This window comes from Anaerobacillus alkaliphilus (assembly GCF_004116265.1).
Taxonomy (GTDB): Bacteria; Bacillota; Bacilli; order Bacillales; family Anaerobacillaceae; genus Anaerobacillus; species Anaerobacillus alkaliphilus.
The window spans coordinates 474,576-492,036 of record NZ_QOUX01000047.1 but is presented as its reverse complement, the minus strand read 5'-3'; the positions used below and the strand labels follow the sequence as shown (position 1 = coordinate 492,036).

The 17,461-nt window shown below is 38.6% G+C and carries 13 protein-coding genes; 5 read left to right on the top strand and 8 right to left on the bottom strand.

Annotated features, from left to right (window positions below):
- Window positions 1-2 precede the first annotated feature (2 nt).
- From parE to DS745_RS22725, 4 genes are all read right to left on the bottom strand, one after another.
- Window positions 3-1,979 (bottom strand): DNA topoisomerase IV subunit B, encoded by a 1,977-nt coding sequence (gene parE, locus DS745_RS22740; RefSeq protein WP_129080526.1) that lies wholly within the window; start codon window positions 1,977-1,979, stop codon window positions 3-5.
- Window positions 1,980-2,462: 483 nt separating this feature from the next.
- The gene (locus tag DS745_RS22735) at window positions 2,463-2,876 is read right to left on the bottom strand and encodes a CoA-binding protein (RefSeq protein WP_129080525.1); all 414 of its coding nucleotides are present in this window, start codon (window positions 2,874-2,876) and stop codon (window positions 2,463-2,465) included.
- 686 nt (window positions 2,877-3,562) lie between these two features.
- Entirely contained in the window at window positions 3,563-5,284 is a 1,722-nt protein-coding gene (locus tag DS745_RS22730; protein ID WP_129080524.1) for a glycosyl hydrolase family 18 protein, read from the bottom strand.
- 98 nt (window positions 5,285-5,382) lie between these two features.
- Window positions 5,383-6,561 (bottom strand): acetyl-CoA C-acetyltransferase, encoded by a 1,179-nt coding sequence (locus tag DS745_RS22725; protein WP_129080523.1) that lies wholly within the window; start codon window positions 6,559-6,561, stop codon window positions 5,383-5,385.
- A 141-nt stretch (window positions 6,562-6,702) separates the two neighbouring features.
- Between DS745_RS22725 and DS745_RS22720 the strand changes: the two genes are divergently transcribed.
- The 3 genes from DS745_RS22720 to DS745_RS22710 all read left to right on the top strand — a co-directional run bounded on the left by DS745_RS22720 (window position 6,703) and on the right by DS745_RS22710 (window position 9,873).
- Window positions 6,703-7,629 (top strand): glycerophosphodiester phosphodiesterase family protein, encoded by a 927-nt coding sequence (locus DS745_RS22720; protein WP_129080522.1) that lies wholly within the window; start codon window positions 6,703-6,705, stop codon window positions 7,627-7,629.
- Between the two features lie 89 nt (window positions 7,630-7,718).
- On the top strand, window positions 7,719-9,026 hold the full coding sequence (locus DS745_RS22715) for a globin-coupled sensor protein (protein ID WP_161568360.1): 1,308 nt from the start codon (window positions 7,719-7,721) through the stop codon (window positions 9,024-9,026).
- Window positions 9,027-9,192: 166 nt separating this feature from the next.
- Window positions 9,193-9,873 (top strand): hypothetical protein, encoded by a 681-nt coding sequence (locus DS745_RS22710; protein ID WP_129080520.1) that lies wholly within the window; start codon window positions 9,193-9,195, stop codon window positions 9,871-9,873.
- A gap of 46 nt (window positions 9,874-9,919) precedes the next feature.
- On the opposite strand, the gene DS745_RS22705 is transcribed toward DS745_RS22710, so the two are convergent.
- The 3 genes from DS745_RS22705 to DS745_RS22695 form a co-directional block, all read right to left on the bottom strand.
- Window positions 9,920-11,128: a CapA family protein gene (locus tag DS745_RS22705; RefSeq protein WP_241657912.1), complete on the bottom strand. Its 1,209-nt coding sequence runs from the start codon at window positions 11,126-11,128 to the stop codon at window positions 9,920-9,922.
- 253 nt (window positions 11,129-11,381) lie between these two features.
- The gene (locus tag DS745_RS22700) at window positions 11,382-11,900 is read right to left on the bottom strand and encodes a ribonuclease H-like YkuK family protein (protein ID WP_129080519.1); all 519 of its coding nucleotides are present in this window, start codon (window positions 11,898-11,900) and stop codon (window positions 11,382-11,384) included.
- A gap of 806 nt (window positions 11,901-12,706) precedes the next feature.
- Window positions 12,707-14,368, bottom strand: a complete 1,662-nt coding sequence (locus DS745_RS22695; RefSeq protein WP_129080518.1) for a ribonuclease J — start codon at window positions 14,366-14,368, stop codon at window positions 12,707-12,709.
- A gap of 132 nt (window positions 14,369-14,500) precedes the next feature.
- On the opposite strand from DS745_RS22695, the gene DS745_RS22690 reads away from it, so the two are divergent.
- Window positions 14,501-14,686, top strand: coding sequence for a DUF2187 family protein (locus DS745_RS22690; RefSeq protein WP_129080517.1), 186 nt, complete (start codon window positions 14,501-14,503; stop codon window positions 14,684-14,686).
- Between the two features lie 42 nt (window positions 14,687-14,728).
- On the opposite strand, the gene DS745_RS22685 is transcribed toward DS745_RS22690, so the two are convergent.
- Entirely contained in the window at window positions 14,729-16,135 is a 1,407-nt protein-coding gene (locus DS745_RS22685) for an MDR family MFS transporter (protein WP_129080516.1), read from the bottom strand.
- A gap of 145 nt (window positions 16,136-16,280) precedes the next feature.
- Here DS745_RS22685 and DS745_RS22680 point away from each other — a divergent pair, with 145 nt between their 5' ends.
- Window positions 16,281-17,366 (top strand): alpha/beta fold hydrolase, encoded by a 1,086-nt coding sequence (locus tag DS745_RS22680; protein ID WP_161568359.1) that lies wholly within the window; start codon window positions 16,281-16,283, stop codon window positions 17,364-17,366.
- Window positions 17,367-17,461 lie beyond the last annotated feature (95 nt).

Sequence of the window (17,461 nt, the reverse complement as noted above, 5' to 3'; positions counted from 1 at the left end):
ACTTATTCCTCCTCATGTAAGGTCAAATTTTCATTTTCTAAGATGTTCGTTTCCTCGTCTAAACCGAAGGCAACGTTGGCTTCAATCCACTTACGACGTGGCTCAACTTTATCCCCCATCAGTGTTGAGACACGACGCTCAGCACGAGCAACATCCTCTATTTTTACACGGATCAGTGTTCTTGTTTCAGGATCCATTGTTGTCTCCCAAAGCTGTGTCGCATCCATCTCTCCTAGACCTTTATAGCGTTGGATTATATAGCCTTTACCGACTTTTTTGATAGCCTCTTTCAGACCACTTTCATCCCATGCATACTCAATGACTTCTTTCTTACCGCTACCTTTACTCACTTTATAGAGTGGTGGAAGTGCAATATACACTTTTCCAGCTTCGATGAGCGGTCGCATATAGCGATAAAAGAAGGTTAATAGTAACACTTGAATATGAGCTCCATCGGTATCGGCATCTGTCATGATGATGATTTTGTCATAGTTGATGTCTTCAACCGTAAAATCAGCCCCAACATCGCCACCAATGGCATAAATAATGGTACGAATTTCTTCGTTCTTCATAATATCCGCAAGCTTGGCTTTTTCTGTGTTAATAACTTTTCCTCGAAGCGGTAGAACAGCCTGGAATTTTCGATCGCGTCCTTGTTTGGCAGAACCACCTGCAGAGTCACCCTCTACTAGGTAAAGTTCGTTCGCTTGAGGATTTTTTGATTGTGCTGGTGTAAGCTTTCCGCTTAATAATGCATCTTTTCGCTTCGCCTTTTTTCCACTTCTAGCATCTTCACGAGCTTTTCTTGCGGCTTCACGAGCTTGAGCAGCTTTAATCGCTTTTTTTATCAATAACGAGCTAATATCAGGGTTTTCTTCTAGGAAAAATGATAGTTGCTCACTCACTACTGCATCTACAGCAGATCTTGCTTCTGTTGTTCCTAGCTTGCCTTTTGTTTGTCCCTCAAACTGAAGCTTTTCTTCAGGGACACGAACAGAGACAATCGCCGTAAATCCTTCACGAATGTCTGAGCCATCAAGGTTTTTATCTTTTTCTTTGAGGAGCGCCATTTTTCTCGCATATTCGTTAATAATTCTTGTCATCGCTGTTTTGGCACCAAGTTCGTGCGTTCCACCGTCTTTGGTACGAACGTTATTTACAAACGAGAGTACATTCTCGGTATAAGCATCGTTAAACTGAAATGAAAACTCTACTTCTATTCCTTGGTTCTTTCCTTGGAAAAATGCGACAGGATGTAGGGTCTCTTTATCTTCGTTTAGGTACTCGACAAAGGCTTCGATCCCGTTTTCATAGTAAAATACTTCTTGTTGATCGTCTTTACCAGAACGAGTGTCCTTTAATGTGATTTTCAAACCTTTTAATAAAAACGCAGCTTCGCGTAAACGTTCCGTTAGTGTTTCAAAATTATAAGTTGTGACTGAAAAAATCGTTTTGTCAGGTTTAAAGTGGATTGTCGTTCCTGTTTTTCGAGTCGTTCCTATTTTTTCAAGTGTTGTAACTGGCTTCCCACCGTTTTCAAAACGTTGTTTAAAAACAAAGCCGTCACGTTTAATCGTTACTTCTAACCATTCTGAGAGTGCATTTACTACTGAAGCACCTACTCCATGTAGTCCACCACTCGTCGAGTAACCACCTTGTCCAAATTTTCCCCCAGCATGTAAGACTGTTAAGATTACCTCAGGTGTTGGTTTGCCCATCTTGTGCATTCCTGTTGGCATCCCACGTCCTTCGTCTTCAACGCTAATACTATTATCTTTATGAATTGTTACTTTTACTTCATTTCCGTAGCCAGCTAATGCTTCATCGACAGCATTATCGACAATTTCATAAACGAGGTGATGTAAACCTCGTGAGTCGGTACTACCAATATACATCCCTGGGCGTTTTCTAACTGCCTCAAGTCCTTCTAATACCTGTATGGCATCATCGTTATATTCGAATTTTTCTTTCGTCGCCAAATAGTTGGACTCCCTTCGTAACTACGTTAACCATGTAAGACGTTATATCTTCACTAAGTGCCTATTCGAGAGGCAAACGGGAATAAGGTTTTATTATAATGTAGGATACCTTATTAGCCTCATACAGATTACATCAATGAGGCTTTGTAACAGTACACAGGTACAAAAACTCAGTGATGTAGTCTTCGTCTTTCAGAATTTTTTCGTAGTTGTCATAATATTCTTTTGTTACGGTTTCATATAATAACAGTTTCTAGTATTTTAACTATAGTACGAACAATCGTTTCTATCAATAAAAACTTATAGAGATACGTAAGAGACACTGTCCTTATTTACAATACTGCTTAAATCCTTATTTTTCAAGCTTGTTTTTCCATATAAATAGAAAAATCCCTCTTAATCACAAAAAAAGTTAAGGGGATTTTCCTATTTTTTATCTTTTTACTCAAAAGCTTTTCCTAGTAATTACCTGATTTACAGATATTATTTTGTAAGCGCATGCTCAACTTTAATGCAACGATCCATAATTACGGTCATCCCGTGTTCTTTTAAATAATCATACGCTTCTTCATTTTCAACACCGAGCTGTGCCCAAAACACTTTTGCGCCAATTTCGACAGCTTCTTTGGCAATCTCCGGAAGAAATTCACTTCTTCTGAAGACGTTTACGATGTCAACCTGGCCTTCTATGTCTTTTAGGGTTGGCACCGCTTTTGCACCAAGGGCCTCATCAATGACTGGATTTACAGGTATTATTTCGTATCCAGCATTTTGCATCGCTTCAGCGACCATGTAAGAAGTACGTTCTGGATTGTTCGATAAACCTACAACAGCTATTCTCTTGTTTGTTGCTAAAATCTCTTTAATTTCGCTACGATCAGGATTTGTGATTGCCACTTCTTTCACCTCTATATATGAATTAGTTACAGATTTATTTTACCTTTTTTTGGAGGGGGATGTAAAATGTAGAATGTAGATTGAAGAATGGTGATTTATAAATTGAAAAAAGAGTGTTCTGTTGCGCTCGAATCGGCGATGAAATTGTAAGGGACTGGAAAACTTATGATCGGTTTAGAGTGAATCGGCGATGAAATTGTAAGGGACTGGAAAAGTTATGATCGGTTCAGAGTGAATCGGCGATGAAATTGTAAGGAACTGGAAAAGTTGTGATCGGTTTAGAGTGAATCGACGATGGAATTGTAAGGGACTGGAAAACTTGTAATCGGTTCAGAGTGAATCGACGATAAAATTGTAAGGGACTGGAAAAGTCGTGATCGGTTCAGAGTGAATCGACGATAAAATTGTAAGGGACTGGAAAAGTTGTGATCGGTTCAGAGTGAATCGACGATAAAATTGTAAGGGACTGGAAAAGTTGTGATCGGTTCAGAGTGAATCGACGATAGGATTGTAAAAGACTGGAAAACTCGTGATCGATTCAGAGTGAATCGACGAAGTAATTGCAATAGACTGGTAGACTCATCATCGGTTCAGGGCGAATCGACGATGTAATTGTTGGCAGACTACCCGAAAAGTTATTAAAAAACCAAACAGAGCCTCTCTCAGCTCTGTTTGGTTGATACATACTATTCTTTTTTCAATACATCAGCTAACGCTTCCCAGCTTTCGGCATTAGTAAAGAACCGGTTCCAAGAGGCTACTCCTGCCAAGTTATAATCATGGACCATCTGCCCGCGTCTTGCGATGGAATCCGCATTTTCAATCCAAATTTTATAAGTGGCTTTTTCTGCTTCGTCATAAAATTCTACGTAATCTTGTCCGCTAGCTTCATCAAATACTGGTGTTAGCTGATGCTCAGCGACCCACTCTTCTACTGCTCTCATACTTAGAGCTTTGGAAGATACTTCGATGTTGCCACCTTCTGTTTCTTGCTCTTTCCAAATACGTGTATAGGTAGGTATTCCTAGTACTAATCTCTCGCTCGGAATAATTTCTAGTAATCTCTCTAAGTTCCGTTCTACCCATGGAAACGAAGCAACGCTCCCAGCTACAGGTGAAGAGCCCCAATGCTCGTCGTATGCCATTACAATCATATAATCAACGATTTCAGTTAGCGCTGCACGATCGTAAAAAATCGACCACATCTCGCTCGTAGAAATAAATGTAATGTCCATTGAGATAATCAATCCTGCTTGATGCGCTAAGGCAGTAAGCTCTCTCACAAATTGAGTGACTAAATCTCGATCTTTTAAATAGACGTTTTCAAAATCGACGTTAATGCCATCTAGGTCATACATTTCACTATATTGTAAAAGCTGACGGATCATTTTTTGCCTGGTTTCATAGGTTTGAAGTGCTACATGAGTTTTTTCAGGGTCAAAATCATTTGAGAAAAGTCCCCAGATATGGTAGCCGCGTTCTTTTGCCCATTGAACATATGAAGTCGATGCAAGACTGTGAATGTCGCCCTCTTCATTTTTTAGCTTAAACCAAGTTGGTGAAACGACATTCACTCCTGGTAATGGAGGTAGTGTGTTTACATCTGGATTTTTCGAGTAGACAGCTTCCCAAGTCAAGTTAATTGGACCCTCAGGATACGCCAATTGACGAAACTGTTTTTCACGTTCAACCGTGATCATTTCGGTAGCTGTAGATTCCATCATGTCTTTTCTTACATACCCCGAGATCCCTTTTTCATTTTGTACGTGAAAATATTTTTCATCTTCTTCTAAAATATATAACTTCTCACCTGGAAGAACGAGATCATAGTAATCTGAAAAGTGGGTCGGTGTAACTTTTAACCGTAGATCTCGCTCTTTTGTTGTTTCCAACACGTTAGCGAACGTTCGTTCCTCGCCGTCTATTGAGATCACAATACTCTCATCAAAAAGGGTGTATTCGATTGGATAGATATTTTCTAATTGCTGTATTTCTACATATAGCTCGTCATTTTCCGAGATAAACGTTTCAACGGCGATTTCAAAAGATTCTTCGTTTACGTATTTTTCTAGTTTTTCAATTGGAAAACGGAGAATGTTTTCGTTTGAAATGATAATGACCGACTGTGTTTGTTCATCGACTGTGACCCCTTGATCTAGGTGCTCGGAGATGAATGAAAGTGGTAAATAGAGCTGATCATTATGAAACACAGCACTCTGCTCGTAAATTTCTCCTTGGAAAATGATCGGGTTTTCTATTTGAAAATATGAAACTTGTTGTTGTTGGTTGTAGTAATAATAGTATACGCCCACCATAGCTGCTAATAGGATAGTTTTAATAAGCAAGACAATGAGAAATAATGATCCTTTCCCTTTTTTCCTGCGTTCTTTCCTAAATGCATTCGACATAATATCGCCTCCCTTCTACATCATACGAGAAAGATTGACAAATTTAAAGACATAAAAAAAGGCAGTCATGGAAGACTGCCTAAGTAACCGCTTACTTTTTATCGTTCAACAATTAATGCTGTTCCTTGTCCGCCACCAATACAAAGAGTTGCAAGACCAGTTTTCGCATTTTGACGTTCCATTTCATATAAAAGTGTTACTAAAATTCGAGCACCTGAAGCTCCAATTGGATGACCTAACGCAATGGCCCCACCATTCACGTTTACTTTGTTCGGATCAAGTTCTAAGTCTTTCGTCACTGCTAATGCTTGTGCAGCAAAGGCTTCATTTGCCTCAATTAGGTCAATATCTGCCATTGTTAAGTTAGCTTTTTGTAATGCTTGCTTTGTCGCAGGAACTGGTCCGTAGCCCATAATGGCAGGATCAAGAGCTGCATTTCCATAAGATTTAATGGTCGCTAACCACGTTAACCCTAGCTCTTCTGCTTTTTCTTTTGCCATAAGTACGAGCATCGCCGCACCATCGTTAATTCCAGATGCATTCCCTGCTGTTACTGTACCTTCTTTTTTAAACGCAGGTCGAAGCTTTGCAAGCTTATCGATCGTCATGCCACTCTTCGGATACTCGTCTTTTGCAACAACGACTGGGTCTCCCTTACGTTGAGGAATGCTTACTGGGACGATTTCCGCATCAAACTTTCCTTCGTTTTGCGCTTTTTCAGCTTTTAATTGGCTATTTAATGCAAATTCATCTTGTGCTTCGCGTGAAAGCTCCCACTTCTCAGCAATATTTTCAGCAGTAATACCCATGTGATAGTTTTGGAAAGCGTCCGTTAAGCCATCTTTAATCATCGTATCAACGACTTGGTTATCGCCCATACGTAAGCCAAAACGTGCATTGTTTAATATGTATGGAGCATTACTCATACTTTCCACTCCACCGGCTAAAACAACGTCAGCATCCCCTAACATAATAAACTGAGCACCCATGCTCACTGTTCGTAAGCCTGATCCACAAAGTTTGTTAATTGTTGTCGCTGTTGTTGTTTCCGGAATACCCGCTTTAATTGCTACTTGTCTTGCAGGATTTTGCCCTAATCCAGCTGATAAGATGTTTCCAATGAGGACATCATCAACTAAGTCTGGACTTACGCCAGCTCTGTTTAATGCTTCTTTTGCTGCGATGACTCCTAAGTCAACCGCTGATACTGAAGATAATGCACCACCAAAACTACCAATCGGCGTTCTAGCTGCGCCAACAATTACAACTTCCCTCATATTTTTTCCCCCTTAGTAATAATAAAACTAGTAGACTCTTTTTTCTTGAAAGTATAAAACACATACCCAATGTAAATAATTTTATCACAACTTCCTTAAATCTGGCTAATTTTTCTAAATTTTCATAAAGGAGCGAATTTGATGTCATTTTATACATTCGGACCCATTACCAAAGTAAAAGGGCGAAGAAGTTTTAGTAAGTATCTTCTTCTCTCAATTCTCATCTTTGGGTTTCTTCTTTTCCTTCTATCTAACCCTGAACAAATAGAGACCAAGCAATTTTTTCAGTCCTATGAAACACCATTAGTCATTGCTCATCGTGGTGGTAGTGTATATCCGGAAAATACGCTTTCTGCCTTTCGACATTCGTTCGATATTGGTTCAGATATTCTTGAATTTGATGTTCATATGACTAAGGACGGCCATCTCGTCGTCATTCATGACTTTACGGTTGATCGCACCACAAACGGTCAAGGTCGTGTCGACTCTTTGACGCTTGCGGAACTAAAACAATTAGATGCCGGTTACTATCATGCTAGCGAGGAGGGGTATCCCTATCGGAACCAAGGGATCTCAATACCAACAGTTCGTGAGGTGTTTGAGCAATTTCCCACTTCCTATATGAACATTGAACTAAAGGCTCAATACCCAGATATAGAACGTAAGCTCCTCGATCTTATTCATGAATTTCAGTTGGAGAACAAGATTTTACTTTCCTCCTTTGAGCAAAAAATTATTGATGCATTCAATAACCTTGCGAACGGAACAGTAGCAATTAGTGGTGGTAGAAGTGAAGTAGCGAAATTCGTCGCTCTCCATAAATTTTTCCTGGCACCATTTTATCATCCAAAGGTCGATGCCATTCAACTTCCGACGAAAGTGAAATTCTTTAATCTGATAGACGAAAAGCTCATAAAAGGAGCTCAAAAACGAGGGATGCAAGTCCACTATTGGACAATCAATGATCGAGAGGAAATGAGAAGACTCCTTTTATTAGGTGCGGATGGCATTATTACTGATGAACCTGAAATTCTACTTGAGATACTTCATGAGTTGGGATTGCGATAATTATACTAGAAAAATGTCGTAATTTATCGAATTTATAGTAAAATTGTCCCTATGTTATATTTTAGTTTTGCAGCATGGGGGAGGATAATATGATATTTAGTAAACAGAAAAAAAAGGTACAAAGTGTATTTTCTCAAGAACTTGATGTAGAGGTTAGAATTGATCGTTCATTATCTCCGGATATTCAACTTCAATTAGCAATGATTGATTTGACTGAACGAGACTTAAAGATTTTAAAAATAATGCAGCCACATATAGTCGAGAATGTGGACCAAATGACTGCTGGATTTTATGAACGTGTAACAAAAGTACCCCATCTTACAGCAATCATTCAAAATAATAGTAGTGTTGAAGGCTTGCAAAAAACTTTACGTACTCACCTACTAGAAATGTTTAACGGGATCGTTGACAATGTGTTTGTAAGTAAACGAGAAAAAATAGCCCATGTTCATGTAAGAATTGGACTTGAACCTAGATGGTATATGGCTGCATTTAATGTGATTTTTGAGATTTTACAAAAAATCATCCTTGAAAACTATAAGAGTACAGAAGACAGAGTCCTTGCAATTAATGCTGTGAACAAAATTTTGAATTTCGAACAACAATTAGTTTTAACTGCATACGAGTTAAAAGGAAAAATGTTACGAGAAGAATCGGACAGACATGCAAAAACGGAGCTAGCTAGTAATGTAGGTACAAGTGCAGAACTTTTAGCATCAACAGCTCAGGAAACTCATGCAAGTACGACAGAAATGGCTAATCAGTCAAAAGTAATTAAAGAAGCATCGTCAACAGGAAAAAGTCTTTCAGAAGAAGTACAACAAAAATCACAAGCTGGAACTGAAAAAATGAACCAATTAACTCAACAGATCTCTGTTATAAAAAATCGAGTTGAAGGCATTGTTGAAAATGCAGAGACATTAGATAATAATGCTAGGGAAATACAAGGAATTGTAAGGATTATCTTAGATATAGCGGAGCAAACCAACCTATTAGCACTGAATGCTGCAATTGAGGCGGCTAGAGCTGGTGAAGCGGGAAAAGGCTTCTCAGTCGTTGCTGAGGAAGTTCGTAAATTAGCTGATCAAACAAAGAGTTCTTCATCAAAGGTATCTGAGATTAGTGGGCGAACAAATGAACAAATTCGAACAATGGAGTCATCAATTCAAAGTATTAACGAAATCGTGATCAGTAGTGTGCAAACAACAGAATCTGTTCACAGCATTTTAAATCAAATATTAACCCAAGCAAAAGAAAGCAATTCGCAAAATACCTTAATTGAAATTGAAATCTCTAGTTTAGTATCCATGCTTTCAGATATTTCTCTAGCTAGTGAGGAAGTGGCTAGCACAGCCACACGCCTATCTCAAACTATTACAGATTATACTGGTATGTAAAATTTGGACTCATTTCACACCGATGAAATGAGTTCTTTTTTTAGGGAAAATTTACCGTTGAATTTTGCATTGATATTTCTGTAATTAGGATATTATAACAATAAAGGAAAATTTGAAGGTTACATGGAAGTAATTCTTGATTTGTTTCTATTTTAGGAGGTAATCAATGAGACGAATATGGCCAGGTTCCATATTATCTTACAGTCAGTATGGACATCTGAAAATTCCCAAAGAACTGAAATGCAAATGTCCACATTGTAGCAAAAATGCTCAATTTAATTTAAAAGCAGATTCCCATGCGAATCGAATTGGGATGTTTTCTAAAGGGAATTGTTCCGAGTGTAAGTCTTTGACTTCCTTTGTTATCATGCTTTCCCATTTAAACGAGGCTACCAATGATGAAGTAAAGGTATATATATACGATCATAAAATGCCATTTGAGCAAGTAGAAAACGAAGCCAAAATACCAGGTGATCTTGTCCGAGTGTACCGATCGGCCTTGAATGCTCATCAATTGCAGGATCCTTTTGCAACCGCAGTGTTAACCAAACGTGTGTTTGAAAGCGTGATGAAAAGCTTTCTTGGTGAAAAAGCCAAAGGTCAAGCCCTCTCTACTCAGGTTGAAAGCTTATCTAAGCATTTGGATTTGACGAAACCACTTGTAACACTTAGTCAACTCATTCGGCCAGATAGTCATTTTCATCAAATTTTAGAACTTGATCGTGATCTTGATGAAGATATGGCAACGTTAATGATTGAGTTATTGGATGGTATTATTGAGTATTTATATATTCTTCCTTCAAAAATTGAGCTGACTCATGATAAAATTCAGCAAAAGCTAAGTTAAATGTACGTGAAAAAGAGCTACCGTGATTTGGTAGCTCTTCTTAGCTTTATTCGAAAAAATCAAAACGTAATTCTGGCATCCATTGAGAAATATGTTTTTTGGTTTGCTCTAAGTGGTTTTCGGCATCTGGTAAGATGTGTCGTTGATCAAGGATCTCATGAAGCGGATAAAGCTTATAGCTCCGCCAATTTTTTTTGTAGGTAAACACCGGTAAAAACCTTGGATCTCGTAATTCAATCGTAATTTCTTCACCTAGTACTGTCTTCACTACCTCTAATTGGGCTATTCCACCAATTTCACGCTCAATCCCCTTTTGCCCAGATAAGAAGTTTCCTAATGAATATGCGACAAATGATCGTCTCCCATCTTCTTGTTTAATCCACTCCATTGGTTGCAAGACATGTGGATGATGACCAAAAATAATATCTGCACCAGTACGAGTGAATTCCTCCGCTAGCATTTTTTGAAGCTCGTTCGGGTAAGGTGCATATTCATCACCAAAGTGAAGACTTAATACGACAACATCAGAAACTTCCCTCGCACGAATGATTTCATCATTAATTTTGTCGACATCAATTAAATTAATTAAATAGTCTTTCCCCTCCGGAAAACGCATACCGTTTGTCCCGTAAGAATAGGCAAGGAACGAAAATTTGATGTTGTTACTTTCAAGAACACGGATCGTCGCACGGTCTTCCTCAGATTTATAAGCGCCAGTGTAAAGTAAACCATTCGTTTCAAAGTAGTCAATTGCGTTTAAGATCGCCTTTTCACCTTTATCTAGCGTATGGTTGTTCGCGATACTCACTACATGAAACCCTGCATCGATTAAGGCGTCTCCTACTTCATACGGACTATTGAACATCGGGTAACCAGACAACCCCAATTCTGAGCCACCTAATATCGTTTCCTGATTGGCAAAGGCTACATCAGCTTGCTGTATATAGGGCTTTACGAGCTCTAGCATCGGTTTGAAATCATATGTACCATCCGGTTGTTTTGCATCTTTATAAACCGATTCGTGGATCAGAATATCACCGACACCGGCAATTGTTGCTGTGAAGACCTCCTTTACAGGTTCTTCCTCCATCACATCTTCGGGCTTGTCTGCTTCTGGAGTTCCCTCAATTAGTTCTCCAAGCTGTAGTGGCTTTTCCTTTTCATAAAATACTTCTTCAGTTGAGTTCTGAAAGAAATAAACAAAACTAACTAAAAAAATAAAAAATATTGCAGCTGTTAAAATATATTTTTTCATCGTTTAACTCCTTAACATTTTCTATTCTATTAATTTACCATAAAATCTGTCAGGATTTGTCAGATTTATAGATTTATCTAAAAAAAATTTTTGAACGATAAAAAGTGGGTTATCTAAAAAAACAAAAAAAAGAACCTAAATGAACTATACCTATGAGAAAAGTAGGTTCAGAATGGTAAAGATGTGAAGGAATATTTATATGTGGTAGATTTCTAAAGTAAGGAATTTCGAGGTTTATTGAAGGAAACAGAGGTTATTTTGTATATTTATTTGCATAGGATGAAGCTGCATATGACTCGGGCTTAATTTTAGGTTGTAGACCAATGGCCAAAATTCGATCGCTCATCTCTTCAATGAAATGCTTTGTCTTCCCTTTTTTACCTATATCCAAATGAACCTCAAAGGTAAGGTCAGCTCCGTTGTCAATATGAGGGATTAGTGGTTCAGCTAGATTAGAAATATGGTCATTGGAAAATAGTGATGCTACTTCCTGACTGTACATTGTTTCTAAAAATATTTTCTCTTTTAATGATGTTACTCGCCTCGGAATAATCTCTTTCTTTAAGCAACCCCAAGCACCTTTGCCAACACGGTGAAGATGGACAGAAGTTATGAACTTCGTACCAGTCGGATGTACTTGCGAATCTGTTCCAATGGCCAACCGATAAAAACTCGTTGGTTCTCTTTTAATAAATTGAAGTAAGTGGTCAAAAACCATATCAAAACTCATCTGATCGATTGAGGTATTATAGAACACTAAGTCGTTATTCATACTCTACTCCTTTTTCGTGAGTCTTTTTAATGCGCCTGTTTCACCAAAAATTGATGTTTTTTAGATAAGAAGCATAGGCATTGCACAAAGTTTGACGGGCATCTTTTCTAACCTCCAAACTGAGTAATCAACAAAATACGAATTAAAAACGAAGCATTTTGTTGTAATAGCCACAAAGTTTACGAAAAGTGTCTTGAACAATTACTTTAAAATAATTTTATTCTTAATATATTGTATCTAGAAGTAGAAAATGTGTGACAAGGTTAGGTAGGGAAAGTGTACAGAACGATAGAGGAAATAGCGTTGTGTTTAAAGAAGAAGGGTGAGCTGAATTGAAAAAAACGGAGTTGAAATGTTTGGAATGCATGAACCGAGCACAGATATGTAAGAAACTGTAAAAATGGTATTCGGTTTAGCCTGAACCGAGTACAGATATGTAAGAAACTGTAAAAACCGTGGTCGATTTAGCCTGAACTGAGCACGGATATGTAAGAAACTGTAAAAAATGTGGTCGGTTTATCGTGAACCGAGCACGGATATGTAAGAAACTGTAAAAAACGTATTCAGTTTAGCGTGAACCGAGCACGGATATGTAAGAAACTGTAAAAAACGTGGTCGGTTTAGAGTGAACCGAGCATGAATATGTAAGAAACTGTAAAAAACGTGATCGGTTTAGCGTGAATATGAAAGAAACTGCAAAAAGATCTTCGATTTCACCATTATTAACTAAGAATCCCCCCTCTCCCCCTTCCCGACGTTCAGCAAACACAAAAACGCACCATCCAATGTTAGAATGGTGCGATCTCCTAAACCTCAATAATAATTGGCAGGATCATTGGCTTTTTCCTTGTGTGCTGGAATAAGTGTTGGCCGACTGATTTTCTTATCGAGGATTTCATGGCATTCCACGAGACTTTATTCGATTTAAGTAAATCTTTTACGTTTCTTGTGATCAAATAATTTACATCTTTCATTAACTCATCGAAATTTTCACCGTAAACGAAGCCACGGGAAATAGTATCTGGTGAAGAAATAAGCTTATGATCGGACTTACTAATCGTTACAACAATCACAAGCATGCCATCTTCAGATAGTTGCTTACGATCACGTAAGACAATGTCTTCAACATTACCGGTACCAACCCCGTCAATATAGGTATTTCCAACTGGGATTTTTCGAGTATGGCGAGCAACCGAATTTTCAATATCTACGACATCGCCATTATTTAAAATAAACGTATTTCCCTCTTCTACCCCAACTGATTCTGCAAGTAAGCGGTGGTGATGAAGCATGCGGTACTCGCCATGAATTGGGACAAAGTATTTTGGTCTCATTAGTGTTAGCATTAATTTCAAGTCTTCTTGATAACCATGACCAGAAACATGCATTCCAGACGAACTTCCTGAGCCATAAATCACGTGGGCGCCCATTGCGAAAAAGTTATCAACGATTTTTGAAACTCCGCGCTCGTTTCCAGGGATTGGACCTGCGGCTAAAATGATAGTATCTTCAGCTAAGACTTCTACTCCACGAAAGCTTCCGTTAGACAACCTGGCCAATGCAGCCATTGGCTCACCTTGGCTACCTGTACAAAGAATCGCTACTTGGTCAGGAGAAAAACTATCGATTTCATCTTGGTCAATTAACATGCCTTCGGGAACATCTAAATAACCACGTTCCATTGCTACTGTAACCACGTTTACCATACTTCTACCAAGTAATGCTAGCTTGCGACCGGTTTTTTCACACGCTTCAACAACTTGCTGTACACGATTAATATTTGATGCAAATGTTGAAATAATTACCTTACGTTTTGCTTTTCTAAAGGCTTCAATGACATGATCACCAACTAGCTGTTCTGAAGGTGTTAAGCCTTTCCGCTCCGCATTGGTACTCTCAGATAATAAAAGTAAAATTCCCTCTTTACCGATCTCAGCCATCTTGTGAATATCTGAATATTCATTGTTGGCCGGTGTTAAATCAAACTTAAAGTCACCAGTATGAACAATTCGGCCTTCAGGTGTGTCAAAGACAATTCCTAAACAATCAGGTATACTGTGGTTAACTTTGAAGAAGCTTACTGCAATTTTTCCAATCGATAAATTAGAGCTTGGAGTAATTTCGACAAGTTCTGTTTCTCTTAAAATTTTATGTTCTTTTAATTTCAACTCAATTAACCCTAATGTAAAACGTGTTGCATAAACGGGAACGTTTAATTTTTTTAGGAAATATGGGATTCCACCGATATGGTCTTCATGTCCATGTGTGACAACTAAGGCTTTAATCTTTTCTTTGTTTTCCACCAAATATGTAATATCAGGTATAATTAAATCGATTCCTAATAAACTTTCGTCTGGAAATTTGTTTCCGCAATCAATTACAATGATGTCATCCGCATATTGAACGGCATACATATTTTTCCCGACCTCATGTAAGCCACCTAAAGCAAAAATAGAGATTAAACTCATGGCGATTCCCCCCTACTACGTTTTGCTTTTAGTATGGCTTCTTTTATTAGAAAAGATTTATGAATTTTAAAAAGTATAAGTGACTACGAACAAACAAATTCTACTGTTAGACCAAAAGAGGAGGTTACTTCTATGTCAGAGGAAATTACTGTTCAACCTGGAGACGCAATTCAAATTACTGCCGGAGATTTTAAAGGAGAAAAAGGGACCATTATCGGCGTATACAATAACTCTTCATCGATTGAATTAGATACTAGAGAAGAAAATGATAAGCCAAGAAAAACGGTTGTCCAACATAAGAATTATAAAAAGTTATAAGTAAGATAAAAGGTCGTTCCCATTAGAAACGACCTTTTTGTCTTAATTTGATTCCTTTGCATAATCTGGCTGCTCTTTTGGTAAAAAGCTAGCGACTAATAAGACACAGACGGTTGCGACAACCGCTAAAATAATAAAGACAGAATGAAGCCCTGCAGCTAGTAAGTCAGGTGCCACATCGGTACCATTATTGGTGTGCCCACCTATGTGTTGATTAAGTACAGCACCTAATACAGCGATTCCGAGCGTTTGCCCTAATGTTCGTAAAAAGGCATTAGATGAAGCAGCTGCCCCACGATTGTTCCAATCAACTGAGGATTGAACGATAACAGTAAATACGGTAAATGATAGACCGAAGCCTAAACCGATCACAATCATGATGATGATCAGAAATAGATTTGAGGTCAGCTCCGTTATAAATGTAAGTGCAAAACTCCCTAGTGCTATCAGAATGACACCAGCTAAAGATATTGGTTTCGTCCCTAATTTTACAATAAAGCGTCCACTGAAAAACGCTCCTAGTGGCCATGCGAGCGACATAGGAATTAACGTTAGTCCTGATGAGGTCGCTGGTAATAAAAGTACTCCTTGTACCCAAAGTGGCAGGTATGCAGTTAAGCCAATCAGAATGGAGCCAAGTAATAATCCACTTAAATTGACGATAAGCAAATGGCGATTTGTAAATAAGTGAAATGGTAGCATTGGCTCTGTCACTCGTAATTGTATCATCACGAAAACAACTAAAAATACGAACGCCGTTCCAAACAGTGTAAACATAATACTATCGTTCCAATTGATCTCATTACCACCGGAAAGAAGCGCATAAAGTAGTGCGGTCGTACCGATAATGAAAGTAATTGCTCCTCCATAATCAATTGAACGTTTCTTTTTCTCAATCGTTTCTTTCAGGTATTTGGAAATTAGGTACATAGAGACAAGTCCAAACGGGATGTTGATGTAAAAGATCCAGTGCCAAGTGAAAAAATCAACGAAAAATCCTCCAACAAGTGGTCCGAAAATACCGGCTACACCCCAGATAGAACCTATAATCGCTTGTGCTCTGGCTCGTTGTTCATATTTGAACACATCACCAACAATGGTAAAGGTCATTGGCATTAAGGCCCCTGCCCCGATTCCTTGTAATGCTCTAAAGAAAATTAATTGTTCCATTGATTGCGAGAGTCCGCACAACGCTGAACCTAGCAAGAAGATCGTGGCTCCGGTTATAAATATTTTTTTCCGACCAAATAAATCTGCTAGCTTTCCAAAAATCGGTGTCATAACGGCGTACGTTAACAAGTAAATCGCAAAAACCCAGCTAATTAAGTCAAGCCCACCAAGGTCTTTTGTAATTACAGGCATAGCCGTACTAATGACCGTTACTTCGATTGCAGCTAGAAATGTTGCAATAATAAGTGCGATGATAATGTTGCGTTGATAACGATCCATATAAGTCCTTTCTCTTTAAAAAAATGTAATGTCCATATTTTACCTTACTTCACGTTATTTTTCTAATGGAAAATACGCTTTCCTAAAAAGATCTATTTTTGCTATAGTTAGGAAAAACCCTTGATATTTTTAAGGAGTGAGAAACGTGTACATAACCAAACAATCCTTTACAGTCCAGGAGTTTCTGTTTGAGGCTGGCGTAACGATGCCGGTAACTGCTGGATACGAAACATACGGAGAATTAAACGAAGACAAGTCTAACGCCATCCTAATTTGCCACTACTTTAGTGGGACAAGTCATGCTGGTGGTGACGGCTACAGAATTGGTTCTGATCAAGTCATTCAAGAGCCTGGGTGGTGGTCCCCACTTATTGGACCTGGAAAAGCTTTTGATACCGAACAGTATTTTATCGTATGTATGGATGTGATTTCGAACGTGAACGTAAAGCATCCGAATGTGATCACGACAGGTCCGGCGACGATTGACCCTTCTACTGGTCAACGCTACGGTCTATCTTTCCCTCAGGTTACGATTCGTGATTTTGTTCGTCTGCAGAAGTTGTTACTAGAAACACTGGGTATCAACCATCTCGTGTGTGTTGCTGGTCCATCCATGGGAGGTATGCAAGCACTGCAATGGGCAGTCGATTATCCAGATGATATCGATCATGTGATTGCTGTTGTTTCAACTGGTCGGACGTCTACATATACATCCGTCAACCCACTACAACTAGGAATAGAAGCAATTCTTGCAAATGAAATTGCCGGCGTTTATTCAGCGATTAAAGGAATGACGATACAAGCGTATAGTTATCCGTATGCAGAACAATTATGGGGGTACGAGGCTGTTAAACCAAGCCTGCGAGGAGAACTTCAGCCAATCCATTTTCATCAAAAATTAGATGAGATCGTCAATAAACGCGTTGAAACAGTGGATCCTTACCATTGGCTGTATATTAGTCGTGTTTGCCAACAGTTTACGCTAGAAAAGGGATATGACTCTTATGAAGCTGCCCTATCTAGGATTAAAGCTAACGTCCTCATAATCCCGACTGTTTCAGACTTGATTTTCCCTGCAAGTGAGAGTAAGGATTTAGTTGATCGACTACATCGTCTTGGGAGAACCGCTTACTACCATGAGCTGGTGTCAGACAATGGTCACATGGAGGCCATTATCAATTCACCCTCCTACTCTGAGATAATTAGTGATTTTCTTGGTGGCAAGTTATAAAAAAAACGAACTCAAGGGAGAGACTGCAGATAGCGTAATTAGAAACGAGCCTTAGAATTGATCGAGAGGCTCGTTTTTTTCCATCTATGTTACTA